Annotated in this window: 31 protein-coding genes; 27 read left to right on the forward strand and 4 right to left on the reverse strand. The window is 64.9% G+C overall.

Translation table 11 applies throughout. From position 1 onward, the window contains the following. Positions 1 to 27 precede the first annotated feature (27 nt). The 4 genes from tuf to ACJJV7_RS00185 all read left to right on the forward strand — a co-directional run bounded on the left by tuf (position 28) and on the right by ACJJV7_RS00185 (position 3,986). Positions 28 to 1,218, forward strand: a complete 1,191-nt coding sequence (gene tuf / locus ACJJV7_RS00170; RefSeq protein ID WP_349309107.1) for an elongation factor Tu — start codon at positions 28 to 30, stop codon at positions 1,216 to 1,218. Positions 1,219 to 1,358: 140 nt separating this feature from the next. Further along, a complete protein-coding gene (locus ACJJV7_RS00175) occupies positions 1,359 to 1,574 on the forward strand; it encodes a hypothetical protein (RefSeq protein WP_366214265.1) in 216 nt (71 codons plus the stop codon). A 217-nt stretch (positions 1,575 to 1,791) separates the two neighbouring features. Next, positions 1,792 to 2,895, forward strand: a complete 1,104-nt coding sequence (locus ACJJV7_RS00180) for a glycosyltransferase (RefSeq protein ID WP_366214266.1) — start codon at positions 1,792 to 1,794, stop codon at positions 2,893 to 2,895. Beyond that, positions 2,892 to 3,986 carry a glycosyltransferase gene (locus tag ACJJV7_RS00185; RefSeq protein WP_405371627.1) on the forward strand — a complete coding sequence of 365 codons (1,095 nt, stop codon included), beginning with the start codon at positions 2,892 to 2,894 and terminating at the stop codon, positions 3,984 to 3,986. Before ACJJV7_RS00180 ends, ACJJV7_RS00185 begins: the two co-directional genes overlap by 4 nt. Before the next feature lie 112 nt (positions 3,987 to 4,098). Here ACJJV7_RS00185 and ACJJV7_RS00190 read toward each other — a convergent pair whose 3' ends face one another. From ACJJV7_RS00190 to ACJJV7_RS00205, 4 genes are all read right to left on the reverse strand, one after another. Next, complete coding sequence (locus ACJJV7_RS00190; protein ID WP_405371629.1) at positions 4,099 to 5,001, reverse strand: glycosyltransferase family 2 protein; 903 nt, start codon at positions 4,999 to 5,001, stop codon at positions 4,099 to 4,101. Then, entirely contained in the window at positions 4,998 to 6,191 is a 1,194-nt protein-coding gene (locus ACJJV7_RS00195; RefSeq protein WP_366214269.1) for a hypothetical protein, read from the reverse strand. Before ACJJV7_RS00195 ends, ACJJV7_RS00190 begins: the two co-directional genes overlap by 4 nt. A gap of 86 nt (positions 6,192 to 6,277) precedes the next feature. Next, positions 6,278 to 7,585 carry a hypothetical protein gene (locus tag ACJJV7_RS00200; RefSeq protein ID WP_366214270.1) on the reverse strand — a complete coding sequence of 436 codons (1,308 nt, stop codon included), beginning with the start codon at positions 7,583 to 7,585 and terminating at the stop codon, positions 6,278 to 6,280. A gap of 40 nt (positions 7,586 to 7,625) precedes the next feature. Then, entirely contained in the window at positions 7,626 to 8,783 is a 1,158-nt protein-coding gene (locus ACJJV7_RS00205; RefSeq protein WP_366214271.1) for a glycosyltransferase family 4 protein, read from the reverse strand. A 285-nt stretch (positions 8,784 to 9,068) separates the two neighbouring features. Here ACJJV7_RS00205 and ACJJV7_RS00210 point away from each other — a divergent pair, with 285 nt between their 5' ends. The 23 genes from ACJJV7_RS00210 to rplO all read left to right on the forward strand — a co-directional run bounded on the left by ACJJV7_RS00210 (position 9,069) and on the right by rplO (position 24,461). Next, positions 9,069 to 11,048, forward strand: a complete 1,980-nt coding sequence (locus ACJJV7_RS00210; RefSeq protein WP_405371632.1) for a glycosyl hydrolase — start codon at positions 9,069 to 9,071, stop codon at positions 11,046 to 11,048. Between the two features lie 89 nt (positions 11,049 to 11,137). Next, on the forward strand, positions 11,138 to 12,907 hold the full coding sequence (locus ACJJV7_RS00215) for a DUF4012 domain-containing protein (protein WP_405371634.1): 1,770 nt from the start codon (positions 11,138 to 11,140) through the stop codon (positions 12,905 to 12,907). Between the two features lie 104 nt (positions 12,908 to 13,011). Further along, positions 13,012 to 14,493 (forward strand): sugar transferase, encoded by a 1,482-nt coding sequence (locus ACJJV7_RS00220; protein WP_405467793.1) that lies wholly within the window; start codon positions 13,012 to 13,014, stop codon positions 14,491 to 14,493. Between the two features lie 381 nt (positions 14,494 to 14,874). Then, positions 14,875 to 15,183 (forward strand): 30S ribosomal protein S10, encoded by a 309-nt coding sequence (rpsJ, locus tag ACJJV7_RS00225; RefSeq protein WP_018171443.1) that lies wholly within the window; start codon positions 14,875 to 14,877, stop codon positions 15,181 to 15,183. A gap of 7 nt (positions 15,184 to 15,190) precedes the next feature. Further along, positions 15,191 to 15,850 carry a 50S ribosomal protein L3 gene (gene rplC / locus ACJJV7_RS00230; protein WP_405371639.1) on the forward strand — a complete coding sequence of 220 codons (660 nt, stop codon included), beginning with the start codon at positions 15,191 to 15,193 and terminating at the stop codon, positions 15,848 to 15,850. A gap of 2 nt (positions 15,851 to 15,852) precedes the next feature. After that, positions 15,853 to 16,515 (forward strand): 50S ribosomal protein L4, encoded by a 663-nt coding sequence (gene rplD, locus ACJJV7_RS00235; RefSeq protein WP_405371641.1) that lies wholly within the window; start codon positions 15,853 to 15,855, stop codon positions 16,513 to 16,515. Then, positions 16,512 to 16,823, forward strand: a complete 312-nt coding sequence (gene rplW / locus ACJJV7_RS00240; RefSeq protein WP_405371643.1) for a 50S ribosomal protein L23 — start codon at positions 16,512 to 16,514, stop codon at positions 16,821 to 16,823. Before rplD ends, rplW begins: the two co-directional genes overlap by 4 nt. Positions 16,824 to 16,847: 24 nt before the next feature. Further along, the gene (gene rplB / locus ACJJV7_RS00245) at positions 16,848 to 17,687 is read left to right on the forward strand and encodes a 50S ribosomal protein L2 (protein WP_405371645.1); all 840 of its coding nucleotides are present in this window, start codon (positions 16,848 to 16,850) and stop codon (positions 17,685 to 17,687) included. 12 nt (positions 17,688 to 17,699) lie between these two features. Continuing rightward, positions 17,700 to 17,981 carry a 30S ribosomal protein S19 gene (gene rpsS / locus ACJJV7_RS00250; RefSeq protein WP_144807106.1) on the forward strand — a complete coding sequence of 94 codons (282 nt, stop codon included), beginning with the start codon at positions 17,700 to 17,702 and terminating at the stop codon, positions 17,979 to 17,981. Positions 17,982 to 18,018: 37 nt separating this feature from the next. Further along, positions 18,019 to 18,417, forward strand: coding sequence for a 50S ribosomal protein L22 (rplV, locus tag ACJJV7_RS00255; protein ID WP_405371647.1), 399 nt, complete (start codon positions 18,019 to 18,021; stop codon positions 18,415 to 18,417). Next, positions 18,417 to 19,172, forward strand: a complete 756-nt coding sequence (rpsC, locus tag ACJJV7_RS00260) for a 30S ribosomal protein S3 (RefSeq protein ID WP_405371648.1) — start codon at positions 18,417 to 18,419, stop codon at positions 19,170 to 19,172. Before rplV ends, rpsC begins: the two co-directional genes overlap by 1 nt. Beyond that, positions 19,172 to 19,591 (forward strand): 50S ribosomal protein L16, encoded by a 420-nt coding sequence (gene rplP, locus ACJJV7_RS00265; protein ID WP_405371649.1) that lies wholly within the window; start codon positions 19,172 to 19,174, stop codon positions 19,589 to 19,591. The genes rpsC and rplP overlap by 1 nt, the downstream gene beginning before the upstream one ends. Next, a complete protein-coding gene (gene rpmC / locus ACJJV7_RS00270) occupies positions 19,591 to 19,905 on the forward strand; it encodes a 50S ribosomal protein L29 (RefSeq protein ID WP_405371651.1) in 315 nt (104 codons plus the stop codon). The genes rplP and rpmC overlap by 1 nt, the downstream gene beginning before the upstream one ends. Beyond that, a complete protein-coding gene (gene rpsQ / locus ACJJV7_RS00275; RefSeq protein ID WP_405371653.1) occupies positions 19,905 to 20,285 on the forward strand; it encodes a 30S ribosomal protein S17 in 381 nt (126 codons plus the stop codon). The genes rpmC and rpsQ overlap by 1 nt, the downstream gene beginning before the upstream one ends. Before the next feature lie 4 nt (positions 20,286 to 20,289). Next, positions 20,290 to 20,658: a 50S ribosomal protein L14 gene (gene rplN / locus ACJJV7_RS00280; protein WP_248170008.1), complete on the forward strand. Its 369-nt coding sequence runs from the start codon at positions 20,290 to 20,292 to the stop codon at positions 20,656 to 20,658. Positions 20,659 to 20,660: 2 nt separating this feature from the next. Next, complete coding sequence (gene rplX / locus ACJJV7_RS00285; protein WP_405371655.1) at positions 20,661 to 21,020, forward strand: 50S ribosomal protein L24; 360 nt, start codon at positions 20,661 to 20,663, stop codon at positions 21,018 to 21,020. A gap of 2 nt (positions 21,021 to 21,022) precedes the next feature. Then, positions 21,023 to 21,613 (forward strand): 50S ribosomal protein L5, encoded by a 591-nt coding sequence (gene rplE / locus ACJJV7_RS00290; protein ID WP_405371657.1) that lies wholly within the window; start codon positions 21,023 to 21,025, stop codon positions 21,611 to 21,613. Positions 21,614 to 21,711: 98 nt separating this feature from the next. Further along, positions 21,712 to 22,110, forward strand: coding sequence for a 30S ribosomal protein S8 (gene rpsH / locus ACJJV7_RS00295; RefSeq protein WP_405371659.1), 399 nt, complete (start codon positions 21,712 to 21,714; stop codon positions 22,108 to 22,110). Between the two features lie 6 nt (positions 22,111 to 22,116). Next, on the forward strand, positions 22,117 to 22,653 hold the full coding sequence (gene rplF, locus ACJJV7_RS00300) for a 50S ribosomal protein L6 (protein ID WP_405371661.1): 537 nt from the start codon (positions 22,117 to 22,119) through the stop codon (positions 22,651 to 22,653). Beyond that, positions 22,653 to 23,012, forward strand: a complete 360-nt coding sequence (gene rplR, locus ACJJV7_RS00305) for a 50S ribosomal protein L18 (RefSeq protein ID WP_405371663.1) — start codon at positions 22,653 to 22,655, stop codon at positions 23,010 to 23,012. Before rplF ends, rplR begins: the two co-directional genes overlap by 1 nt. Then, positions 23,009 to 23,716, forward strand: a complete 708-nt coding sequence (gene rpsE, locus ACJJV7_RS00310) for a 30S ribosomal protein S5 (protein WP_405371664.1) — start codon at positions 23,009 to 23,011, stop codon at positions 23,714 to 23,716. The genes rplR and rpsE overlap by 4 nt, the downstream gene beginning before the upstream one ends. After that, positions 23,716 to 23,901 carry a 50S ribosomal protein L30 gene (gene rpmD, locus ACJJV7_RS00315; RefSeq protein ID WP_405371779.1) on the forward strand — a complete coding sequence of 62 codons (186 nt, stop codon included), beginning with the start codon at positions 23,716 to 23,718 and terminating at the stop codon, positions 23,899 to 23,901. The genes rpsE and rpmD overlap by 1 nt, the downstream gene beginning before the upstream one ends. Beyond that, positions 23,901 to 24,461, forward strand: a complete 561-nt coding sequence (rplO, locus tag ACJJV7_RS00320; RefSeq protein ID WP_405371666.1) for a 50S ribosomal protein L15 — start codon at positions 23,901 to 23,903, stop codon at positions 24,459 to 24,461. The genes rpmD and rplO overlap by 1 nt, the downstream gene beginning before the upstream one ends. Positions 24,462 to 24,479 lie beyond the last annotated feature (18 nt).

A 24,479-nucleotide genomic window follows, 5' to 3' on the forward strand; every position in this document is an offset into this window, starting at 1 on the left:
CTACACAACAGTCCTGAGGAGGACCCAGTGGCCAAGGCCAAGTTCGAGCGGACCAAGCCGCACGTCAACATCGGAACGATCGGTCACGTCGACCACGGCAAGACCACGCTCACCGCTGCCATCTCGAAGGTGCTCGCCGACAAGTTCCCGTCGGCCACCAACGTGCAGCGTGACTTCGCGTCGATCGACTCGGCTCCCGAAGAGCGTCAGCGTGGTATCACGATCAACATCTCGCACGTCGAGTACGAGACCCCGAAGCGTCACTACGCACACGTTGACGCCCCGGGTCACGCTGACTACATCAAGAACATGATCACCGGTGCTGCCCAGATGGACGGCGCGATCCTCGTGGTCGCCGCCACCGACGGCCCGATGGCTCAGACGCGTGAGCACGTCCTGCTCGCCAAGCAGGTCGGCGTGCCGTACCTGATGGTCGCGCTCAACAAGGCCGACATGGTCGACGACGAGGAGATCCTGGAGCTCGTCGAGCTCGAGGTCTCCGAGCTCCTCGCATCGCAGGGCTTCGCTGAGGACGCTCCGGTCGTCCGCGTCTCGGGCCTCAAGGCTCTCGAGGGCGACGAGAAGTGGGTCCAGTCGATCCTCGACCTCATGGAGGCTGCGGACGAGCACATCCCCGACCCCGTGCGTGACAAGGACAAGCCGTTCCTCATGCCGATCGAGGACGTCTTCACGATCACCGGTCGTGGCACCGTCGTCACGGGCCGCGCGGAGCGTGGCACCCTGGCCATCAACTCCGAGGTCGAGATCGTCGGCATCCGCGCTACCCAGAAGACCACGGTCACGGGTATCGAGATGTTCCACAAGCAGCTCGACGAGGCATGGGCCGGCGAGAACTGTGGTCTGCTCCTCCGTGGCCTCAAGCGCGACGACGTCGAGCGTGGCCAGGTTGTTGTGAAGCCGGGTTCGGTTACGCCGCACACCAACTTCGAGGGCACCGCGTACATCCTCTCGAAGGAAGAGGGTGGCCGTCACAACCCCTTCTACACGAACTACCGCCCGCAGTTCTACTTCCGTACCACCGACGTCACCGGCGTCATCTCGCTGCCCGAGGGCACCGAGATGGTCATGCCCGGTGACACCACCGACATGACGGTCGAGCTGATCCAGCCGATCGCCATGGAGGACGGTCTCGGATTCGCGATCCGTGAGGGTGGCCGCACCGTCGGCGCCGGCACGGTGACGAAGATCATCAAGTAAGTCCTTCGGACATACCGGCAAGGGTCGGGCCTTCGGGCCCGGCCCTTTGTCGTTGTCGAGGGGGTGCGCACTCGGCGGGTGCCGACTTAGACTGACCGCGCCGCGGCATCCGCGCGGCTCAGGATCGGAAGAGGGAACTCATGGGTATCGACGACGTGGTCAACAAGAGCAAGCAGTTCCTCGAGCAGCACAAGGACGAGATCCAGACGAATCTGAAGTCTGAGAAGGCCGAGGGCGTCAGCGACAAGGTGCTCGACGCGGCCGCGGAGTTCGTGAAGAAGGTCGCGCCCGATTCCGTCGACGCGAAGGTCGACGAGGTGCGCGACAACGTCGACCGCCGCATCGGCAACGAGTAACACGACGGGTCTGAAGGGCCGGATGCTGCGGCATCCGGCCCTTCGTCGCGTCCGGGGATGTGCGGGGTGGAGGGCGGCGTCTGCCGTAGAGGGGAGGCTCTGACAGAATGGAATGTCGACCCAGGGCGGGCCGCGTTCGGGGGGGGAATCGCGTCGTGAAATCCAGGAGTACTGTCTGTTCATCGCGTGACTCCCGCTCTCTGCCGCGGGAACGCTGATGGCAGGCATCCTGGTGCACGAGTGGCTCGCAGAGCGCGGCGGCTCGGAGAACGTGTTCGAGGTTCTGTCGGAGACCTTTCCGGATGCAGAGCGGTGGTGCCTCTGGAACGACAGCAACGGGCGCTTCGAGGGGGTCAACGAGACGGTGCTCGCTCGCTCCCCCCTGAGAGGCAAGAAGGCGCTCTCCGTGCCGTTCATGCCGTTGGCGTGGCGCATGCTGCCCGAGCGCGACGCCGATTGGGTTCTCGTGAGCAGTCACGCATTCGCGCATCACGCGCGCTTTCGCGGCCCTGCCAGGGACGTCCCGAAGCTCGTCTACGCGCACACCCCGGCGCGCTATGTGTGGGTCCCGGAAGCAGACGGACGAGGGAGAGGCCTGCCCGCCCGTGCACTCTCCAGTGCACTTCGACCGCTGGACCGAGCTCGAGCCCAGGAACCCGTAGCCATCGCTGCCAACAGTCAATACGTCGCCGATCGCATCCTGAACACCTGGGGGAGGGAGGCGGAGGTGATCTACCCTCCTGTCGACGTCGACCGTTTCGCGTCAGAGCCTGACCTCCGGGAGCGCGACCTTCGCATCCTCAAGGCCCTTCCCGACCGGTTCGTCCTCGGGGCGTCTCGCTTCGTAGAGTACAAGCGGCTCGAGGAAGCGATTCGTGTGGGTGCCCTGGCTGACATCCCCGTCGTGCTTGCCGGAGGTGGGCCGGATGAGGCGCGGCTTCGCGCCGTGGCCGAGAGTTCTGCGGCAGCCGTGCACTTCGTCTCCGACCCCTCTCAGGCGCTCCTCAGCGCCCTCTACCGGCGGGCGGCGCTGCTGGTGTTCGCTCCCATAGAAGATTTCGGCATCATGCCGGTTGAGGCGATGGCATCGGGAACGCCCGTTCTTGTCAACGCCGTGGGTGGGGCAGCTGAATCGGTCATCGATGGGGTCACCGGCGCGCACGTACGCGAGTGGGCCGACTTGTCGGAGGTGAACGTCTCGATCGGCCGCGCACTAACCTCGGCGCCCGAGGATTGCCTTCGGCGGGCCGGTGCGTTCGGGGTCAAGGTGTTCCAGGACAAGATCTCGACCTGGGTCGCGGCGGAAAGCGGAGTGGCATGACCCTTCGAGCGCCCGGCTCGCGGGCGGGTGCTCGTCCGCTTACGGTGCTAGCGTGGCCACTCGACCGAAGCGGCGAGAACCCCTACACGAACAATCTCTATGCGGCGTTGCGGGATCGCGGGATCATCGCCACGGAGTTCACCTTCGGCGCGCTGCTTCGCGCGCACTATGACATTCTCCACGTCCACTGGCCCGAAGGTGTTCTGCCCGGGAAGCCTCTCTGGCGTGCCGTGCCGGCAGCGCTCGCAGTCGGGCTCACATTCGCGGTGGCCCGGCTTCGCGGGGCACGGGTGGTGTGGACGGTGCACAACGAGCGGCCTCACCGCCCGGCATCCGAGGGAGGGCTCCGCGCTCTGCATGTGGGTATGCGAATGACGTTGTCAGGGTTGCTTTTCTTGTCGGATGCCTCCCGCGAAGAGTTCTCTCGTTCCTCCACATGGGCTCGTCGTCTACCCTCGACCGTCACGCCGCATGGGCGTTTCGGCGTGCGCTACCCGCAAGCCCAGGAGCGCCGCTCGCAGGCCAGGGCCGGCCTTGGGGTGACGGACGACGAGACATTGGTCGCTTTCCTCGGACGGATGGAAAGCTACAAGGGGCCCTTGGACCTCGTCCGGGCGTACTCCCAGCTGCCCTCATCGAGTGGGATCCGGCTGCTCCTCGCGGGGACCGTTCCGTCGAATCAGGAAGGCGATCGGCTTCGGGAAGCCATCAAAGCGGCGCCCATCCTGACGGAAGAAGCGTGGCTGGATGATGAGCGATTCGCCGAACTGAGCGCGGCCGCTGATTTGGTTGTGTACCCGTATCGTCGGATCTTGAACAGCGGCTCGATCCTCGTCCCCGTCGAATATTCGACGCCCGTCCTTGCCCCGGACATGGGCAGCATCCCCGAGGTTTCGACCATGCTCGGCGGTGACTGGATACGGGTCTACGACGGGCCTTTGACCCCGGACACCTTGGCGACGGCGGCGACCGCGGGGAGGCCTGACTCCAGTCCGAACTTCGATTCGTTCGAGTGGGCCGCCATCGCGGCAAGTACAGAGCGATTCTTCAGCGGGCTGCTGAGTGCGCGCCGGCGTCGTCAGCTCAGCTGACGAAGGAGACGGGCCGGAACCCCTCCGATGAGGGATTCGCAGGGAGATGATCACCTATCAAATCTGCCATCGTCATCGGCAGCGGCCTGAACCAGGCGGCAAGACGAGCGTATTATGAGTCTGCTGGGTTCCATTGGCTGACGGCGACAAAGCCTTCTCTAATACCACTGAGGAGACCGGCGAACCGCGGAGCCGTACGACCCGGCTCTTTGATCGCACGCCAGAACAGGCGGGCAGTGGGTATGAGGCCGCGGCCGACAGTGAGATCGATCGCTCGCCATACTGAGTCCGCGCAGACGATGAGTCGATTCCGTGCCATGAACCTGTACCAGATCAACGACTTCATCCCGTCGGTCGACGTCGTGGCGCCGACATGGTGCAGGATCTCCGCCTCAGGGGCGATGACGAGGGGGACATTCGCTGCCACCGCTCTCCCGCAGAGGTCCGCGTCCTCCCAGTACATGAACAGGTCCTCCCGGAACCCGCCCAAGCTGTCCCATGTCCCGACGTCCATCAAGAGGGAAGCGCCCGACAGGAAGGTGCATGTCGCCCCGGGGTCGATCGAATGGCGCGTGACTCCCCGCTGCCGATCGAACGTTCCCCCTTGGAACCACACCTCGCTCGGCTGGTGCGCGTATCGAATGATCGGCGAGATGATGCTGCCAGGGTTGCGGTCAAGCGCGAGCCGAAGTGAATCTTCTGCGCCGTCGCAGAGTTCTGTATCGGGATTGAGTATCCAGATCCGGTCCTGGGCGCTCGCTTCGGACGCAGAGACCGCGGTGTTCACGGCTCCACCGAAACCGAGGTTCTGGTCTGAGAAGATCGAGGTCATCCGCGGCTCGGACTGCGCCAGCGCATCGAGAGCTGCGCGCTGGTCTGCGCTGGGTGACGCGTTGTCGATCACGACGAAGCGGAGGAGTGGGTCCTCCGTGAAACTCGACACGCATGCTTGAACCAGCTCCGCGGAGTCGTAGTTGACGATGATGACGAATGTGCGCGAGGGTTTGCTGCTCATGAGGGGCTCCTATCGCTGTGCCTGCTCTGCAACGCGAAACTAGTGAGCAGAACCAAGCTCAACAGGACAGGGGCGAGGTTTGTGTAGATCGGGGAGAATGCGATGTCCCAAAGCGCGAGGATGAAGACGAACCAGAGCAGTATGGGCGCGCGTCCATCGGTCGTAGCAGCGATGATGAAGCGTGCCAGGATGGCCACGGCGACCACGAGGAAAACGAGCGTTGCCACGGGGCCGAAGTTCACCCAGAAATCGCCGTAGAGCGAGTGGAGTTTGAATCTGTCGTCGAAGACGTAGACCCTCAGATGCTGCAGGCTGGGCTCGACACCCGCGGTCGCGTATGAGTCGATGATGCCGGACTTGTCCGTCTCTGTCGGGACGTAACCAGGCCCGTACCCCCAGGGACGCTCCGAAAAGAGGTGGCGCGTGGCGATCCATTCCACTCGGCCGCCGGTGATGATGTCTCCCCCGCGGGAGAGAGCCAATTGCGTGGATTCCTGAACGCGGGACCCCAGCAGTCCCGACAGAAGGAGCTGAGTGAACCCGACGACGCCTGCTCCTGCAGCTGCGACGGCTCCGAGGGTGAAGACAGCAGGCCTCACGTCGAGTCCTCGGACGGAGATGCGCCGCCGGCCAAGGTAGTTTGCCAGGAGAGTGAGAATCAGCGCTCCTGCACAGATGGCGATCATGCTTCGGTACCCCCCGACGGCGCTCGCGACAGCGATCCCGCCGAGAGCGATCACCGAAAACCAGAGGCTCCGGCGAGCGAGGAGACCGAAAACGACGAGGGCCAGGGGGTAGGCGATGTAGTACTTCCACCCGTTCTCATCGAGCGGCAGGTGCGACAGTGGCACATCCAGGAGCGCACCCGCGCCGTAGGCGACGGCTGTGGCCGCCGGTCCGTGGGAGTACGCGGCCCACGCGAAGATCCCGACGAGCAACGCGCCGGTGATGGTCATTCCGATGACGCTCGCGGCGACTCCTGAATCGGCGGCACCGGTCGACGTTAAGAAGAGCGCCGCCCCCGATGCCCCGAGGAGGAGGAGGGCGCATGCGAGCCAGAGCGCCGGGCGAAGCCGAACGAGCGCGGGGAACCACAGCGGAGCCGACAGAAGGATGAGAACCGTGCCAACGGGCGCGGGGCCCACTCGCGCCGCCGAGACGGCAGCGAGCGCGACGATGATCAGCGGCACGCGGTACCGGACCGCCCGGGCGCCCAGAGCTTCGATACGTGCTCTGAGACGCGCTGTGGCGCCGCGGTGAGCGGGAGTACTTCTGGTCACGGAGTGTCTCCTCGTGAGAGGGTCCGGCCGAGGTGGCGGGTCATGAGGTAGGCCACAGTCGGCAGTTGAACAAGCCAGATTCCCAACACATTGGCGATCAGAACGCCCGAAGCTTGGAATTGCGGGATGAGCACCACTGCTAGGGAGACCTTCACGACAAGAGCTCCGAAAAGCGCGGCGCCCTGAGCTTGTAGGAGCCGCGGGGTCGTGAGCGCACTCGTCGGAGCGAGCAGCAAGGCTTGAGTGAAAACCAGGACGGCCATCGTGCCAACGAAAAGCGAATCGGCTGGGGCGCGCACCCCGGCGACGGCGGCGTACAGCGGATACCCGAACCAGATTGACACCGAAGCCAACACTCCGATTGCTGCAAAGAAGCCGGTATGGCGGAGCACGATCTTGACGCTGAGTGTGCCGTCCAGGCGTCGACGGGTGTATCTCGGCCACATGTAGGTGCCAAACGAGCCGAGTGCCGACTGTGCGGCGCTGTAAAGGGCGATCGACGCGGCAAATGTTGCTAGAGCGATCGCCGTACCTATCTGGGCCAGGAGGACGCGGTCGAAAGCGAACATGAGCTGGCTCCCGACGGTGAAAAGCACGCCGCTGAGGCCCGCCGAGAGCGCCGATGCGAAGTGCATGCGCCGCAGTTGCCCGATGCGTGGTGCCGAGGTCACAGCAGACCGGATGTGGGGGAGGACGATCAACCATCCAGCGGAAGTTGAGATCAACGCGCCGGCGAGAGGGAAGAAGGCGTGCATGACCAGCGGCCCCCCACTCGCCGCGGTGATCGCGGTCGCGGTGACGGCGATCACCGGGCCGGCCGACTGCAACACGATGAGGGTGTTGATCCGACCGAGGCCCGCGAGGAGCCGATAGGAGGGGCTGGAGATGACCCAGAGGCCGCAGAGGATGCCATAGATCGGCATATACGAGTTCGGGTCGCCCAGCAGCCTCGATGCGTCGCCCAGAAGCGCGGGCCAGAGCCCGGTTGCCCCCAGGATGCCGAATACGCAAGCGACCGCAACGCCGATGCCGCAGAGGAGCAATGTCGTTGGCCCAAACGACAGCCGAAAGGCGGTCCAGCTTCGAGTGTGAGCGCCGCGGGCGACCTGGTTCGTCAGGTTGAGGCTGAGGCCGAGGTCCGCAACGGGCATGATCATGATCAGTGCGGCAACGAGCGACACTGCTCCGTACTCGCTCGGTCCGTACGCCGCGGAGATGATTCTGATCGTGAGGACGGTGGCGCCGAAGCTGCAGAGCAGTGCGAAGACCTTGGTCCCCGCGACGCTTGCTATCCCCCGGAGCACAGGTGAAGCCTAGATGAGACGTGGCGGCAGAGCGCGTCGGTCATCGACGGGCGCCTTCATCGGCCGCGTCTCGAAAGGCCTGAAGGTGAGCGTCGGCTGCGGCTTGATCGGTGGGAAGGTGAGGCGTTTTACGCGCTGCTTCGCCCAGCCGAGATCGGAGCACCGGGTCCGAGATGACGCGATCGAGTGCCGCGGCGAGAGCGTCGACATCTCGCGGCGGCACGCGGATACCGTTCTTCTCGTGATCGACCCACTCGGTCGGCCCTCCCTCGTCCGCAACCACTGTCGTCTTTCCCCGGGCGAGGTACTGCAGCACGTTCTGTCCGAGCGGCTCCGGTCGCGTCGAGTACTGAACGCAGACATCCAAGGAGTCGATCGCCGCGCTCACGTCGTCAACGAAACCTGCGAAGGTGACGTCCGTGAGCCCGCTCGACGTCACGAGCTCGGTGAGCTGGCGTGCATAGGCCTGTTTGCCGAAGGCGGCGTCGCCGAAGAAGGTCAGGCTGGCCCGATCGCTCACCCTGCTGACCCGATAGGCCTCGATCAGGAGGTCCTGGCCCTTCCACGCGTCCAGCCGGGCCACCATCCCGATACGAAGGGTGGGTGCTGACGAGAGGGAGCGTGGCTGTGCGCGTTCTACCCCGATAGGGCTAGCAAGCACGAAGATCGGCCGACCCTTCGAGCCGCCTCGGGCACTCGACGCAGTCGACTCGGAGTTCGCGATGTAGACGGAGGCCTTCCGGGACACCAGCAGCTTGAAAGCGTAGAACCCGAAGGTGCCAAGGGATGGACGGTCGATCCGATCGCGGAGGTGCACGACGAAGGGCACGCGTCTTCCAATGAGTGCCAAGGCGCCGACGATCGCCGACCTGCTGGTGTTGGCGTGGACAACGTCCACGTCGTGGAGGGCACGCAGGCGACGGTAAGCCAGCGCCTCTTGCACCAGGCGTACTGCGACCGCAACCGCTCCGAGCGGGCCTGCGTCGGTCGCACCCGGAGGCTGAGCGACGCCAGATCGGATGATCTCCACATCGGAGGGCAGTCCATTGAATACGCCGGCATCCTCACCTTGTCCGGAGAGAACGAGCCGCGCCCGCCAGCGGCCCGGGGAGACGACGAGTATCCGGCGAAGAGCGAGCTCTGCGCCGCCGGGCTCCAGCGCGTGGCCCAGGTGCGCCACGCGCAGAAGGTCAGTCATTCCCTAAGCGTATCTGCGGGGCCGTATGCTGATGTTCGGGGGGCCAGCTTCATGCAGGCGGTGCACGTCGCGCCGTTGCGAGGTCTTCCACTCGCCCTATACCTAGCCAGTCGCGTTACCGCGCGCCGGCGTTGAAGGATGACGATGACTGCTCGCACAATCGGCTCGGCCCCTCCCTACGGTAGGAAAATCACTCGACTGATCGCCACCGTGTCCATGGCCGCCTTGGTCGGTAGCGTCGGCATTGTCGCTGCTGCCGATTCCGCGTCTGCATCTTCCTCGAGCGTGAGTTCCGTGTCGGCCGGTGCGCAGCGTGGAGTGAAGGTCGCGGCCGCTGCCAAGAGCGTCGGAATCCCGCGCACCGCGATGGCGGAAGCCTCCATCGACAAGTGGAAGCTTGCTCCTGCGCAGAACATCGCGGAGGTGGGGCCCGTCGTCGGCAGCGCCAAGTCGGGCTCGATCGCCCTGGGCATCGATGCGCCGGTGATCACGAAGACCCGAACGGCGGCGACCACGAAGGCCACGGTCGCGCCCGGGACGACCTACGCCTTCAGTGCCTACGTGAGGGTCGCGTCTCGCACCCTGAAGTGGGTCCCGGCGTCGTTCAAGATCAACAAGAAGACGATCCCGCTCACCAAGATCGACGCTCGCTGGAAGCGCGTCACCGGAACGTACAAGACCGGATCGTCGGAGACGTCGGTGGACATCGCCGTGAATCTGCAAAAGGCCGTACGAGGCTTCGCTGTTGACCACATCACTCTGGCGCCCACGGCCGGGTCAGCGAAGGGTGTGAACGTCGTTCCGAATGGATCGTTTGAGGGTGTCGGGGTTAAGCGCGGCATCGTGAGCACGTCATTGATCGCGACGACGAAGACGGCTGCCGTCGCAGTGGCTCTCCCGAAGGGCAAGATCACTTGGGAAGCGCATCGTGGCAACAAGCGAGTTGCGAAGGGATCGGCGACGTCGAAGGCCGAGATCACCGCGTTGCCGCTGACGGGTGTTCCCCAGGGTTATTACACGCTGACGGTGCGGTCGAGTGACAAGAAGACGATGAAGACCAAGATCGCGGTCCTCGACAGCCCGAATCCGTGGATCACGCAGGATTCTCGCTACGGTGTCGGTCTTCACGTCGAGAAGCCCATCTACGCGGAGGCAGCCCGCCACACCCGAGCCCTCGGGCTTTCGGGGGCGCGAAACGACATCTACTGGTACCTCGTCGAAAAGAAGAAGGGCTCGTTCGACTTCTCCGACTACGCAGCGCCGTTGGACAAGCTCAACGCACAGGGAGTCGGCGTCCTCGGCATCCTCGGATACGGGAGCGGCTTCTACGGAAACCCTTACGCCCCGAAGTCGAAGACGGCGCTCAAGGCATACGGCAAGTACGCGGGAGCAGTCGCTAAGCGGTTCAACCTCGCTGGCGTCGAGGTCTACAACGAGTTCAACCACAAGCCGAAGAACAAATCCGGCTGTGTGACGGCCAAGTGCTACGCGCCCATTCTGAAACAAGCGAATGCATCGGTCGGGAAGGTCAAGCCGAAGCTTCCCGTCATTGCGGGGGCCACAGCGCGCTACGACGCCAAGTGGTTCGACGACCTCTGGAAGAAGCAGGGTGGTCTGAAGCAGGCGGATGCCGTCAGCTTCCACCCCTATGAAGTGACGGGCAAGCCCGAAGCGCTGACAGGGATTCTGTCCAAGGCGCGTCAGAGTATGAAGAAGAACGGGAAGACGACGAAGCCGATCTGGATCACGGAACTCGGCACGTCTTCGCGCACCGGAAACCGGACCACGACGGAGCAGGCCTCCGTTCTCGTACGCTCCTCCGTTACCGCCTTCGCCGGTGGGGTCAAGAAGTTCTACTGGTACGACCTGATCAACGACGGCCCGAGCGCGAAGGACCACGAGAGCAACTTCGGTCTCTACTCCCACCCGCAGAAGGGCATCGCGGCGCTTGCGCCCAAGCAGGGCGCGTTCTCGCAAGCGCTCACGATCACGCAGCTGGGTGGTCGCGGATTCCGCGCCACCGAGAAGGCAGGCACCGGAGTCGTCTCCCAGGCCTTCGGCTCCAAGAGCGACACCGTGCGTGTCGTCTGGTCGGCGAAGGGCAAGAAGACAGCCAGCATCAAGACGAAGACCCCTGTCGTCGTCGTGAACTTCGATGGCACGAGCCGCAAGGTCAAGCCGAAGAACGGCGTCGTCAAGATCAGCGTCACGACCAACCCGGTCTTCGTCCGCAGCGGCAAGGCCACCGCGGGCGTCACCAGGTAAGCGTCATCCGAACGAGCCCTGCCTCCCGAACCGTCGGGGGGCAGGGCTCGTTCGCGAGACTCGCAGATTGACTATTTATGATGGAACCCATGACCCCGACGACCCGCCGCGAGGCACGACAGCAGCCGCGCGAGCAGGGCGAGACGACCGAACGTCCGCGTCGTCGGATACGCATCAAGTGGGTCCTCGCGATCCTCCTTGTCGTGGTTCTCCTCTGCGCGGCGTGGTTGGCGTTCCGTGCCCTCACGGTCAAGAACGCGCTCGAGTCGGCTCAGTCCGCGCTGCAGCAGGCTCAAGAGGGTGGCGATGTCGCCGGTGCGATCGATATCGTCGCGCGAGAAGCGGGCACCGCATCGTCTGCCGCGAGCGATCCGATCTGGGCCGCCGCCGAGATCCTCCCTTTCGTGGGCGAGAACCTTCGCGGTGTACGCCTGGCCTCACAGTCACTCGATGTCGTCGCGAACGACATCGGAAAGCCAATCCTCGACATGCAAGGCGACGGCGAGGGGGCGATCCTCTCTCGGGCACTTCCCGTGATCGAGCGCGGAGCCGAACTGCTCGCTCCGCTCCGCACCGACCTCGCGAGCCTGTCGTCAAGCACGACGCTCCTCGCGCCCGTCCAGTCGGGCGTGACGCAGGTCAACGATGTCGTAGGCGCGCTTCAGCCCGTTCTTGCCGTCATGCCGGGCCTGTTGGGCGCCGACGAGGCCAAGAACTATCTCCTGGTGTTCCAGAACAACGCCGAGACTCTTCCGCTCGGAGGCAGCGCTGCCTCCGAGACCATGATCCGCGCAGACGCCGGCGACCTCGAGATCACGGGCCAAGGCAGCAGCGGAATCTTCGACCGGGACAAGCGCGATATCGGCATCGAGATCTCCGAGCCCTTGCGCGAGCTGTACGGCAAGACCTACGGCACCCGCGTGAACATGTCGACGACGCGGCCCGACTGGCCGGCTGCAGCGCAGATGGTCGCGGCGTTCTGGAACCGCACCATCGATGACACTCGAGTCGACGGCGCCGTGTCGATCGACCCGCTCGCGCTGGCACGCATCCTCAAGGCGACGGGCCCCATCACGGTGCCCGGTCCCGACGGTGATTTCGAACTCAACGAAGGCAATGCCAACGACGTGCTCCTGAGCAAGGTGTATCAGTGGTGGGATGCCTACACGCCGGAAGGGGCTCTCGCCTCTGACAAGTTCTTCGGCACCGTCGCGTCGACGGTCTTCAATTCGATCGCCTCTGGTGACTTCAACCTCAAAGACATGGCGTGGGCGGTATCGGAGAGCGTGGAGACCGGAAGCGTCATGGCGTGGATGGCCGATGCGGAACAGCAGTCCTTCATTGAGTCAGCCGGCAAGATCTCCGGCATCCTGCCCTCCGACAACACCGATGAGACCGTGGTCGGCGTGTACTTCCGCGACGTCTCCGCTTCGAAGATCGACTACTACCTCGACGCGGCAGTCGACGCGACGATGAGCTGCGCCGACGGTGTGACCACCCTCACGACGAAGGCCACCGCCCATCTGGCGATCACGCAGGCGGATGCCGAGAACCTGCCGCGCTACGTGCAGAGCTTCCGAAACGGTGCCAACTTCTTCTCCAAGCACTTCTTTGTCTACGCGCCTCCGGGCATGGAACTCGTCGACACAAAGACCGAAGGCGAGTTCGCGGAGCCGTTCCGTCAGGGCAATACCGATCTCGGGCGCGCGGTCGTCCCGTTCCAGAGCCGTGTCGCTCCCGGCGAGACCGTCACGGTCGAGGCGACCTTCACCGGCACCGGCGACTTCGGGCCACTCGCCGTCCGAACGACTCCTACCGTGCGGGGCACAGACGTCGTGATCGACGATTCGTGCCGCTGATCGGGGCTTTCGCCGTTTAGGTAAACTCACGTTAGAATCTGCCTAGAGGTTGCTGGACTTTCGCACAGTTCGGCGTTGGGGGCTTCAAACGCCGAGGGGGGCAAATGCGAAAGACCGAAGCGCGCGCTCGCGTAGCGGCACGGGTGGTCCGTGCCCGGCGTTCGAGCCGCGATTGGCCGCGGATGTACGGCCGTTCACTCGTGGTGAGCGACGTGCTCGTGATCATGGTCACGCTCGCCGTCTATCGAGCCGTGGTCGTCCCTCCCGAACCCCTCACGCTCACGTGGGGCAACTCGCCGTTGGTCTCCAGCTGGCTTCCGCTCGCTGTTGTCGGCGGCCTCTGGGTTATCGCCCTGACCATGTTCGAGAGCCGTGAACGTCATGTCGTCGGCAACGGCGGCCTGGAGTATCGGCGCGTCGTCAACGGCTCCATCACGCTCCTCGCGGTTCTCATCGCAATCGCCTTCTTCTTCCGCATCGAGGTGCAGCGCAGTCTGTTCCTCGCTGCGATCCCCATCGGAATCATGGTGCTGGTGCTGTCGCGCTGGGCCATGCGCCAGTGGCTTCGCCGTCAGCAGCGCGACGCGAAGTTCGTCCACCGCGCGGTCGTCATGGCGGAGGCAGGCAATGCCGAGCACGTCGTCGATTCGATCAAGCGCACGCACGGCAGCGGCTTCGACGTCGTCGGCGTGGTTACCAGCGGCAAGCGTTCACCCGACACCATCGGGGGAGTGCCGGTGATCGGCGGCTTCGCCAACGTCATCGAGGTGTTCGACCTCGTCGATGCCGACACCCTCATCATCGGCGGCGCCGACGAGATCGATCCCCGCACGATGCGCCGCATCGGATGGGAGATCGCCGACCGCGACGCCAACCTCGTCGTGGCACCGGCTCTCACCGACGTCGCCGGCCCGCGCATCCACGCGACGCCGGCCGCCGGGCTCCCCTTCATCCACATCGAGTTTCCGCAGCTCGAGGGCGGCAAGCGCTTCGTCAAGCGCACATTCGACCTCATCGGATCTGCGCTCATCCTCCTCGTCGCCTCGCCCATCATGCTGGCGACCGCCATCGCGATCCGTCTCGACTCGTCCGGACCCGTCTTCTATCGCCAGGTGCGCATCGGACGCGAGGGCCGCGAGTTCGGAATGCTCAAATTCCGTTCGATGTCCCAGGATGCCGACGACCAGCTCGCGAGCCTCCTCGACCTCCAGGGCAAGAGCGACCAGCCTCTCTTCAAGGTCATCGACGACCCGCGCATCACCCGTGTCGGCCGCTTCATCCGCAAGCACTCCATCGACGAAGTGCCCCAGCTCGTCAACGTCCTCCTCGGGCACATGAGCCTCGTGGGGCCCCGCCCGCAGCGCGCCGACGAAGTCGCGCTGTACGACGAGGCAGCCCACCGCCGCCTGCTCGTGAAGCCGGGCATGAGCGGTCTCTGGCAGGTCAGTGGACGGTCGATGCTCGACTGGGAGGACTCCCTCCGCCTCGACCTGTACTACGTCGAGAACTGGTCGTTCGTCCAGGACCTCCACATCCTCCTGCGCACGTTCCGCGCGGTGCTCGCGCCCGGCGCGAGCGCTCACTGAGTCACCCGCGACGGCGTCCGCGACATCGCGACACGCCCGGGTTTGCGACACGCCCGACGGGAACGTAGACTGTACAGGTTCCACATTCCTGCGCCTCGGCGCGGGATCACTGCCAGGGCAGTGCATAGGCGGCATCCCTTCTTCTGAAGCCGGATGCGAAGACCTAGGCCGCGGGTAGCAGAACACCACATCCCCACCCCCTCCTTCATCGGACACGCATGCGTGCGTGCGGGGGATCGGATGCCGCGGGGTCACCCGCGGATTGACATCAGAACAGCGGTGCAGCATCCCTCGCTTCGGCGGGGACAAGTGCCCGGCGCGTAAGCGCCCCGTGCGTCCAATGCCCCCGAGGTACGACGCGAGAAAGAGAGTGAGCAGACAATGGCGGGACAGAAGATCCGCATTCGCCTGAAGTCGTATGACCACGAGGTCATCGACTCGTCGGCACGTAAAATCGTCGACACCGTGACCCGTGCGGGCGCGACGGTCGTGGGCCCGGTGCCCCTTCCGACCGAGAAGAACGTGATCGCAGTCATCCGTTCGCCGCACAAGTACAAGGACAGCCGCGAGCACTTCGAGATGCGCACCCACAAGCGCCTCATCGACATCATCGACCCGACGCCCAAGGCCGTCGACTCGCTGATGCGACTCGACCTCCCGGCTGACGTCAACATCGAGATCAAGCTCTGAGGTCGACATGGCTGATATCAACTCCAAGGTTTCCAAGGGCCTGCTGGGCACGAAGCTCGGCATGACCCAGGTCTGGGACGAGAACGGCAAGGTCGTTCCCGTCACCGTCATCGAAGTCGCCCCCAACGTGGTGACTCAGGTGCGCACGCCCGAGCGCGACGGCTACAACGCCGTTCAGATCGCCTACGGGCAGATCGACCCGCGCAAGGTCAACAAGCCGCAGACGGCCCACTTCGAGGCTGCCGGCGTGACCCCCCGCCGCCACCTCACCGAGGTGCGCACGGCTGACGCTGCTGACTACTCACTCGGTCAGGAACTCACCGTCGCTGCCACCTTCGAGGCCGGCCAGCGCGTCGACGTCGTCGGCACCAGCAAGGGCAAGGGCACCGCCGGTGTCATGAAGCGTCACAACTTCAAGGGCGTCTCGGCTTCGCACGGTTCGCACCGTAACCACCGCAAGCCCGGCTCGATCGGCGCATCGTCGACCCCGAGCCGTGTCTTCAAGGGCATGCGCATGGCCGGCCGTATGGGTGGCGAGCGCGTGACCGTCCTCAACCTCACGGTGCACGCCGTCGACGCCGAGAAGGGTCTGCTGCTCGTCAAGGGCGCCGTCCCCGGTGCTCGTGGCCGCATCGTCTACGTCCGCAACGCAGTGAAGGGTGCCTGAACATGGCTGACTCGACTCTCGCGCTCGACGTCCTGAAGGCAGACGGCACCAAGGCCGGCTCTGTGGAGCTGCCCGCCGCTCTGTTCGACGTCAAGACGAACATCCCCCTCATTCACCAGGTCGTCGTGGCGCAGCTCGCCGCGGCACGCCAGGGCACCCACTCGACCAAGCGTCGCGGTGAGGTCTCCGGTGCCGGCCGCAAGCCCTTCAAGCAGAAGGGCACCGGTAACGCCCGTCAGGGCTCGATCCGCGCGCCGCACATGACCGGTGGTGGCATCGTGCACGGCCCCAAGCCGCGCAGCTACGCGCAGCGCACCCCCAAGAAGATGATCGCCGCCGCCCTCCTGGGTGCGCTCAGCGACCGCGCTCGTGGTGGTCGCCTGCACGTGATCGATTCCTTCAGCATCGAAGGCGCCCCCTCCACCAAGGCGGCCGTCACCGTGCTGAGCGAGCTCGCTCCCACGAAGAACGTCATGGTCGTCATGACCCGTGACGACGAACTGAGCATGAAGAGCGTCCGCAACCTCGCGTACGTGCACGTGCTGACGTTCGACCAGCTCAACGCCTACGACGTTCTCGTCTCCGACGACATCGTCTTCACCAAGGCCGCTTTCGACGCGTTCGTCGCTGCGAAGGCCGGCTCGACCGAGGAGGTCTCGGCATGACCGCCGCGAACATCCCTGTGAACAAGGACCCGCGCGACATCATCCTGAAGCCGGTCGTCTCGGAGAAGAGCTACGGGCTCATCGATGAGGGCAAGTACACGTTCCTCGTGGACCCCCGCGCGACCAAGACCGAGATCAAGCTCGCCATCGAGAAGATCTTCGGTGTGAAGGTCGCGTCGGTGAACACCCTGAACCGCACGGGCAAGGCCCGCCGCACCCGCTTCGGCACCGGCAAGCGCAAGGACACCAAGCGCGCCATCGTCACCCTGAAGTCGGGCACCATCGACATCTTCACGGCCGTCGGCTGACAGCTGGGATAGAGGACTAGAGACATGGCTATTCGCAAGTACAAGCCCACGACCCCGGGTCGCCGCGGTTCGTCGGTCGCCGACTTCGCTGAGATCACGCGATCGACGCCCGAGAAGTCGCTTCTTCGCCCCCTGGCGAAGACCGGTGGTCGTAACAACCAGGGTCGCATCACGACGCGTCACATCGGTGGTGGCCACAAGCGCCAGTACCGCGTGATCGACTTCCGTCGTAACGACAAGGACGGCGTCAACGCCAAGGTCGCTCACATCGAGTACGACCCCAACCGCACGGCGCGCATCGCGCTGCTGCACTACTTCGACGGCGAGAAGCGCTACATCCTGGCGCCCAACAAGCTGTCGCAGGGCGACATCGTCGAGTCCGGTGCGGGCGCAGACATCAAGCCGGGTAACAACCTGCCGCTGCGCAACATCCCCACCGGTACTGTCATCCACGCCATCGAGCTCCGCCCCGGTGGCGGCGCGAAGATGGCACGCTCGGCCGGCACGTCGGTTCGCCTCGTTGCGAAGGACGGCCCCTACGCCCAGCTGCGTCTCCCCTCGGGTGAGATCCGCAACGTCGATTCGCGCTGCCGCGCGACCATCGGCGAGGTGGGCAACGCCGAGCAGTCCAACATCAACTGGGGTAAGGCCGGCCGTAACCGCTGGAAGGGCATCCGCCCGACCGTGCGTGGTGTCGCCATGAACCCGGTCGACCACCCGCACGGTGGTGGTGAGGGTAAGACCTCTGGTGGCCGTCACCCCGTTACTCCTTGGGGCCAGGCTGAGGGTCGTACCCGTCACGCCAACAAGGAAAGCGACAAGTTGATCGTTCGCCGTCGCAACGCCGGCAAGAAGCGGAAGTAGGAGTAGAGGAAGATGCCTCGCAGCCTTAAGAAGGGCCCCTTCGTCGACGAGCACCTGCTTCGCAAGGTCGTCTCGCAGAACGAAGCCGGTACCAAGAACGTCATCAAGACCTGGTCGCGCCGTTCGATGATCATCCCGGCAATGCTGGGTCACACCATCGCGGTCCACGACGGACGCAAGCACATCCCCGTGTTCGTGTCCGAGACCATGGTCGGCCACAAGCTGGGCGAATTCGCGCCCACCCGAACCTTCCGCGGCCACGTGAAGGACGACAAGAAGGGCCGTCGCCGCTAACGCGGTGGCGCTCTCAGAGAGGAAGAGGAGGAGAACAATGGTGGAATCCATCGCACGCGTCAAGCACATCCGCGTGACCCCTCAGAAGGCTCGTCGTGTCGTCGCGCTCATCAAGGGCAAGCAGGCTCAGGAGGCACTCGCCATCCTGAAGTTCGCACCCCAGAGCGCCAGCGAGCCGATCTACAAGCTCGTTGCTTCTGCGGTCGCAAACGCCCGCGTGAAGGCCGACAAGGACAACGAGTTCCTGGACGAGCAGGACCTGTACGTGGCTAACGCGTACGTCGACGAGGGCTCGACGCTCAAGCGTTTCCGCCCCCGCGCTCAGGGTCGCGCGTTCCAGATCAAGAAGCGCACCAGCCACATCACGATCGTGCTCTCGACCCCCGTGGTCGCTGAGTCGGTCGCGGCTGACAAGACCAAGAAGGCGAGCAAGTAATGGGACAGAAAGTCAACCCGTACGGCTTCCGCCTCGGCATCACCACCGACCACGTGTCGCGTTGGTTCTCGGACTCCACGAAGCCCGGACAGCGTTACGCGGACTACGTGGCCGAGGACGTCAAGATCCGTCGCCTGCTCACGACGTCGCTCGACCGCGCCGGCGTGAGCAACATCGAGATCGAGCGCACGCGTGACCGCGTTCGCGTCGACATCCACACCGCCCGCCCGGGCATCGTGATCGGTCGCCGTGGCGCGGAGGCCGAGCGCATCCGCGCCGACCTCGAGAAGCTCACGAGCAAGCAGATCCAGCTGAACATCCTCGAGGTGAAGAACCCCGAGGCCGACGCTCAGCTGGTCGCACAGGGCATCGCCGAGCAGCTCTCCGCACGTGTGGCCTTCCGCCGCGCGATGCGCAAGGGTCTGCAGGGTGCTCAGCGCGCCGGTGCCAAGGGCATCCGGATCCAGGTCTCCGGCCGCCTCGGCGGCGCCGAGATGAGCCGTTCGGAGTTCTACCGCGAAGGCCGTGTGCCCCTGCACACCCTCCGCGCGAACATCGACTACGGCTTCTACGAGGCGAAGACCACCTTCGGCCGCATCGGCGTGAAGGTCTGGATCTACAAGGGCGACCTCACCAACAAGGAGCTTGCTCGCGAGCAGGCCAACCAGAAGCCGTCGCGCGATCGTGACCGTGGTGGCGACCGTCGTCGTGGCCCCCGCAACGAGGCCCCTGTCGCAGAAGGAGCGTCTGCCTGATGCTTATTCCCCGCAAGGTCAAGTTCCGCAAGCAGCACCACCCCAAGCGTGACGGTGCAGCGACCGGTGGCACGAAGGTCAGCTTCGGTGAGTACGGCATTCAGGCCATCACCCCCGCCTACGTGACGAACCGTCAGATCGAGTCCGCTCGTATCGCCATGACGCGTCACATCAAGCGTGGTGGAAAGGTCTGGATCAACATCTACCCCGACCGTCCCCTCACCAAGAAGCCTGCCGAAACCCGCATGGGTTCCGGTAAGGGTTCGCCCGAGTGGTGGGTCGCGAACGTCAAGCCGGGTCGCGTCCTCTTCGAGGTCGCAGGCGTCAGTGAGGAACTCGCTCGCGAGGCCCTCACCCGTGCAATTCACAAGCTGCCGCTCAAGGCACGCATCATCAAGCGCGAGGAGGGCGACGCGTAATGGCTGTCGGCACCAAGACGCTCGCCCCGAGCGAGCTAGATACATTCGAAGACCAGCGTCTCGTTGAAGAGCTGCGCAAGGCCAAGGAAGAGCTGTTCAACCTGCGCTTCCAGTCGGCCACGGGCCAGCTCGAGAGCCACGGCCGCATTCGTGCGGTCAAGCGCGACATCGCGCGGCTCTACACCGTGATCCGTGAGCGCGAGCTCGGCATCCGTGCCACGCCCGCTCCGGTTGAGGCGGCAACGAAGGCGAAGAAGAGCAAGGCCAAGAAGGCGGACGAGTCCGCTGAGGCCCCGAAGGAAGAGGCCGAGTAATGGCTGAGACCACCAAGAAGGCTCCTGCCAAGAAGGCAGCACCCAAGGCTGAGGCCCCCAAGACCGAGGCCCCCAAGGTCGAGGTCAAGGGTCACGAGTCGTCCGAGCGTGACGTCCGCGACGTCAACGCCCGCGGTTACCGCAAGACCCGTCGTGGGTACGTCGTCAGCGACAAGATGGACAAGACCATCGTCGTCGAGGTCGAAGACCGCGTGAAGCACCCGCTGTACGGCAAGGTCATCCGTCGCACGTCGAAGGTCAAGGCCCACGACGAGCTCAACGGCGCCGGCATCGGCGACCTCGTCCTCATCAGCGAGACCCGTCCGCTCAGCGCCACGAAGCGCTGGCGTCTGGTCGAGATTCTCGAGAAGGCGAAGTAATCACATGATTCAGAACGAGTCTCGCCTCAAGGTCGCCGACAACACCGGCGCCAAGGAGCTGCTCACCATCCGCGTGCTCGGTGGTTCCAACCGCCGTTACGCCGGCGTGGGCGACATCATCGTGGCGACCGTCAAGGACGCGATCCCGGGCGGCAACGTCAAGAAGGGCGATGTGGTCAAGGCCGTCATCGTCCGCACCGTCAAGTCGACCCGTCGTCCCGACGGTTCGTACATCAAGTTCGACGAGAACGCCGCCGTCATCCTGAAGAACGACGGGGAGCCCCGCGGCACCCGCATCTTCGGACCGGTCGGTCGTGAGCTTCGTGACAAGAAGTTCATGAAGATCGTCTCGCTGGCCCCGGAGGTCATTTGATCATGGCGAACATCAAGAAGGGTGACCTGGTTCAGGTCATCAACGGCCGCAAGCAGGACAAGGGCGGCGACCGCGGCAAGCAGGGCAAGGTCCTCGAGATCCTCGTCGAGCAGAACCGCGTCGTCGTCGAGGGCGTGAACTACGTCACGAAGCACTCCCGCGTCGGTCAGTCGCAGCGCGGCACCAAGACGGGTGGCATCGAGACGATGGAAGCCCCGATCCACATCTCCAACGTGGCGCTGGTCGACCCGTCGACCAAGAAGCCGACTCGCGTCGGTCACCGCGTCGAGGAGCAGACGAAGGACGGCGTCAAGCGCACCGTCCGCGTCCGCTACGCCAAGAAGTCAGGCAAGGACCTCTGAACATGAGCAACGCAACTGCCGCGGTGGCTGGCAAGATCCAGCCCCGCCTGAAGCAGAAGTACCAGGCCGAGATCAAGAAGGCGATGCAGGAAGAGTTCGGTTACCCGAACGTCATGCAGATCCCCGGTCTCGTCAAGGTCGTCGTCAACACCGGTGTCGGTGAGGCTGCGCGCGACAGCAAGGTGATCGATGGTGCGGTCGACGACCTCACCAAGATCACCGGCCAGAAGCCCGTCGTCACCAAGGCCCGCAAGTCCATCGCGCAGTTCAAGCTGCGTGAGGGCCAGCCCATCGGCGCGCACGTCACCCTCCGTGGTGACCGCGCGTGGGAGTTCGTCGACCGCCTCGTCAACCTGGCGCTTCCGCGCATCCGTGACTTCCGCGGCCTGTCGGACAAGCAGTTCGACGGCAACGGTAACTACACCTTCGGTCTCCAGGAGCAGTCTGTGTTCCACGAGATCAACCAGGACAAGATCGACCGCGTCCGCGGCTTCGACATCACGATCGTCACCACGGCGAAGACGGATGCCGAGGGTCGGGCGCTGCTGAAGCTCCTCGGCTTCCCCTTCCAGGCAGCCGACGCCAAGGCGTGATCGCCACGGTTCCCCCGGGACTTCCGGGGGAACCGCACCACCACAGGTCGCCTGTCGCGTAACGGCAGTCGAAACCTGGTGAACGAAAGAAGATTCACATGACGATGACAGACCCGGTCGCAGATCTGCTGACCCGTCTGCGCAACGCGAACTCCGCGCACCACGACTCCGTGGCGCTGCCGAGCTCGAAGCTCAAGACCCACATCGCCGAGATCCTCCAGCAGGAGGGCTACATCGCCGGCTGGGAGATCTCCGACGCACGTGTCGGCCAGACCCTCACGCTCACGCTGAAGTACGGCCCGAACCGCGAGCGGTCGATCGTCGGCATCAAGCGTGTGTCGAAGCCCGGCCTCCGCGTGTACGCGAAGTCCACCGAGCTCCCCAAGGTCCTCGGCGGCCTCGGCGTCGCGATCCTGTCCACCTCCTCTGGCCTCCTCACGGACCGCCAGGCTGAGCAGAAGGGCGTCGGCGGGGAAGTCCTCGCCTACGTGTGGTGATCTGAGATGTCGCGTATTGGACGACTTCCCATCGACATCCCCGCCGGTGTGACCATCACGGTCAACGGCCAGGACGTCGCTGTCAAGGGCCCGAAGGGTGAGCTCGCGCTCACCATCGCCCGGCCCATCGAGGTTGCGGTCGAGGAGAACCAGGTTCTTGTCTCGCGTCCCGACGACGAGCGCGAGTCGCGTTCGCTCCACGGACTCACCCGCACCCTGATCAACAACAACATCATCGGCGTGACGCAGGGCTACACCAAGGGCCTTGAGGTCGTCGGCACCGGTTACCGCGTGGCTCAGAAGGGCACGGCGGTCGAGTTCGCACTCGGCTTCTCGCACCCCGTTCTGGTTGAGGCTCCGGCGGGCATCACGCTCACGGTCGAGGGCAACAACAAGGTCACCGTCGCCGGGATCGACAAGCAGGCCGTCGGTGAGGCTGCTGCGAACATCCGCAAGATCCGTAAGCCCGAGCCGTACAAGGGCAAGGGTGTGCGTTACGCCGGCGAGGTCGTGCGTCGCAAGGCCGGAAAGGCTGGTAAGTAATGGCTGTGAAGTCGAAGTCCGTCGCGCGTGCGCGTCGACACGCCCGTCTTCGCAAGAAGATCGTGGGTTCCGAGGTGCGTCCGCGCCTCGTCGTGACCCGCTCGGCCCGCCACGTCTTCGTGCAGCTGGTCGACGACACCAAGGGGTTCACCGTGGCTTCGGCCTCGACCCTCGAGGTCGACCTGCGCTCGTTCGAGGGTGACAAGACCGCCAAGGCCCGCAAGGTCGGCGAGCTCGTCGCTGAGCGTGCGAAGGCCGCCGGCATCGATTCGGCAGTGTTCGACCGTGGTGGCAACCGCTACGCCGGCCGTGTCGCAGCGATCGCCGATGGCGCTCGCGAAGGAGGTCTGAACCTGTGAGCGAGAACAAGGAGAACGAAGTGACCGCCACCGAGCAGCCCGCCACGGCAACCGCCGCGGCCACGGCTACGGCTACGGCCACCACCGACGCACCCGCCGAGCGCGAGCCGCGCCGCGGTGGGCGCGAGCGCAGCCAGACCCGCGGTGACCGCAACTCGCGTGACCGTAACGACAGCCAGTTCCTGGAACGTGTCGTCACGATCAACCGCGTGTCGAAGGTCGTCAAGGGTGGACGTCGCTTCAGCTTCACGGCGCTCGTCGTCGTGGGCGATGGCAACGGCCTCGTCGGTGTCGGCTACGGCAAGGCCAAGGAGGTGCCCCTCGCTATCTCGAAGGGTGTCGAAGAGGCCAAGCGCAACTTCTTCCGCGTGCCCCGCGTCGGCTCCACCATCCCGCACCCCGTGCAGGGTGAGGCCGCCGCTGGTGTCGTGCTGCTTCGTCCGGCTGCTGCCGGTACCGGTGTTATCGCCGGTGGCCCGGTTCGCGCCGTGCTCGAGTGCGCCGGCATCCACGATGTGCTGTCGAAGTCGCTGGGTTCGTCGAACACGATCAACATCGTGCACGCGACGGTCGCCGCGCTGAAGCAGCTCGAGGAGCCCCGTGCGGTTGCCGCTCGTCGTGGCCTGGACTTCGATCAGGTCGCCCCGGTCCGTCTGGTCCGTGCCGAGGCTGAGGCTGCCAAGGCAGCGAAGGCAGGTGCATGATGGCTGCACGTCTGAAGGTTACGCAGACCAAGTCCAAGGTGAGCGAGAAGCAGAACCAGCGTGACACGCTGCGTTCGCTCGGTCTGAAGCGGATCAACGACTCCGTCGTTCGTCCCGATGACGCGCAGACGCGCGGATACATCAAGACCGTCGCGCACCTCGTGAAAGTTGAGGAGATCGACTGATGGCTGAGAAGAAGGTCGAGACGGTCGACACCGTCGAGCCGAAGGCCAAGAAGCCGGCTGCCAAGAAGGCTGCGGCGAAGCCCGCCGCTGACAAGGCTGCCCCCCAGAAGGATGCTGCGCGCCCCGGCGTGCTCAAGGTCCACCACCTCCGTCCCGTCCCCGGCTCCAACAAGTCGAAGATGCGCGTCGGCCGTGGTGAGGGCTCCAAGGGTAAGACCTCGGGCCGTGGTACCAAGGGCACGAAGGCTCGCTACCAGGTCAAGGTGGGCTTCGAGGGTGGGCAGATGCCCCTCCACATGCGTACTCCGAAGCTGCGCGGGTTCAAGAACCCGTTCCGCGTCGAGTACCAGGTGGTCAACCTCGACAAGCTCGCCGAGCTGTACCCGACCGGTGGCGACGTCACCGTGAGCGACCTCGTCGCAAAGGGCGCCGTGCGCAAGAACGAGAAGGTCAAGGTGCTCGGCACCGGAGACATCTCGGTCGCGCTGACGGTCGCCGTCGACAAGGTCTCGGGTTCGGCCGAGCAGAAGATCGTCGCCGCTGGCGGTTCGATCAAGTAATCGCGTCACAGGGGTCGG

Origin of the sequence: Microbacterium sp. Ld4 (assembly GCF_045066555.1) — a bacterium.
Taxonomy (GTDB): domain Bacteria; phylum Actinomycetota; class Actinomycetes; order Actinomycetales; family Microbacteriaceae; genus Microbacterium.

What these genes read in the sequence shown, in the direction of transcription:
- ACJJV7_RS00175 (WP_366214265.1), top strand. Translation starts at nt 1,359, where the DNA reads ATGGGTATCGACGACGTGGTCAACAAGAGCAAGCAGTTCCTCGAGCAG.
- ACJJV7_RS00180 (WP_366214266.1), top strand. Translation starts at nt 1,792, where the DNA reads ATGGCAGGCATCCTGGTGCACGAGTGGCTCGCAGAGCGCGGCGGCTCG.
- ACJJV7_RS00185 (WP_405371627.1), top strand. Translation starts at nt 2,892, where the DNA reads ATGACCCTTCGAGCGCCCGGCTCGCGGGCGGGTGCTCGTCCGCTTACG.
- ACJJV7_RS00190 (WP_405371629.1), bottom strand. Translation starts at nt 5,001, where the DNA reads ATGAGCAGCAAACCCTCGCGCACATTCGTCATCATCGTCAACTACGAC.
- ACJJV7_RS00205 (WP_366214271.1), bottom strand. Translation starts at nt 8,783, where the DNA reads ATGACTGACCTTCTGCGCGTGGCGCACCTGGGCCACGCGCTGGAGCCC.
- ACJJV7_RS00215 (WP_405371634.1), top strand. Translation starts at nt 11,138, where the DNA reads ATGACCCCGACGACCCGCCGCGAGGCACGACAGCAGCCGCGCGAGCAG.
- ACJJV7_RS00220 (WP_405467793.1), top strand. Translation starts at nt 13,012, where the DNA reads ATGCGAAAGACCGAAGCGCGCGCTCGCGTAGCGGCACGGGTGGTCCGT.
- rpsJ (WP_018171443.1), top strand. Translation starts at nt 14,875, where the DNA reads ATGGCGGGACAGAAGATCCGCATTCGCCTGAAGTCGTATGACCACGAG.
- rplC (WP_405371639.1), top strand. Translation starts at nt 15,191, where the DNA reads ATGGCTGATATCAACTCCAAGGTTTCCAAGGGCCTGCTGGGCACGAAG.
- rplD (WP_405371641.1), top strand. Translation starts at nt 15,853, where the DNA reads ATGGCTGACTCGACTCTCGCGCTCGACGTCCTGAAGGCAGACGGCACC.
- rplW (WP_405371643.1), top strand. Translation starts at nt 16,512, where the DNA reads ATGACCGCCGCGAACATCCCTGTGAACAAGGACCCGCGCGACATCATC.
- rplB (WP_405371645.1), top strand. Translation starts at nt 16,848, where the DNA reads ATGGCTATTCGCAAGTACAAGCCCACGACCCCGGGTCGCCGCGGTTCG.
- rpsS (WP_144807106.1), top strand. Translation starts at nt 17,700, where the DNA reads ATGCCTCGCAGCCTTAAGAAGGGCCCCTTCGTCGACGAGCACCTGCTT.
- rplV (WP_405371647.1), top strand. Translation starts at nt 18,019, where the DNA reads ATGGTGGAATCCATCGCACGCGTCAAGCACATCCGCGTGACCCCTCAG.
- rpsC (WP_405371648.1), top strand. Translation starts at nt 18,417, where the DNA reads ATGGGACAGAAAGTCAACCCGTACGGCTTCCGCCTCGGCATCACCACC.
- rplP (WP_405371649.1), top strand. Translation starts at nt 19,172, where the DNA reads ATGCTTATTCCCCGCAAGGTCAAGTTCCGCAAGCAGCACCACCCCAAG.
- rpmC (WP_405371651.1), top strand. Translation starts at nt 19,591, where the DNA reads ATGGCTGTCGGCACCAAGACGCTCGCCCCGAGCGAGCTAGATACATTC.
- rpsQ (WP_405371653.1), top strand. Translation starts at nt 19,905, where the DNA reads ATGGCTGAGACCACCAAGAAGGCTCCTGCCAAGAAGGCAGCACCCAAG.
- rplN (WP_248170008.1), top strand. Translation starts at nt 20,290, where the DNA reads ATGATTCAGAACGAGTCTCGCCTCAAGGTCGCCGACAACACCGGCGCC.
- rplX (WP_405371655.1), top strand. Translation starts at nt 20,661, where the DNA reads ATGGCGAACATCAAGAAGGGTGACCTGGTTCAGGTCATCAACGGCCGC.
- rplE (WP_405371657.1), top strand. Translation starts at nt 21,023, where the DNA reads ATGAGCAACGCAACTGCCGCGGTGGCTGGCAAGATCCAGCCCCGCCTG.
- rpsH (WP_405371659.1), top strand. Translation starts at nt 21,712, where the DNA reads ATGACGATGACAGACCCGGTCGCAGATCTGCTGACCCGTCTGCGCAAC.
- rplF (WP_405371661.1), top strand. Translation starts at nt 22,117, where the DNA reads ATGTCGCGTATTGGACGACTTCCCATCGACATCCCCGCCGGTGTGACC.
- rplR (WP_405371663.1), top strand. Translation starts at nt 22,653, where the DNA reads ATGGCTGTGAAGTCGAAGTCCGTCGCGCGTGCGCGTCGACACGCCCGT.
- rpmD (WP_405371779.1), top strand. Translation starts at nt 23,716, where the DNA reads ATGGCTGCACGTCTGAAGGTTACGCAGACCAAGTCCAAGGTGAGCGAG.
- rplO (WP_405371666.1), top strand. Translation starts at nt 23,901, where the DNA reads ATGGCTGAGAAGAAGGTCGAGACGGTCGACACCGTCGAGCCGAAGGCC.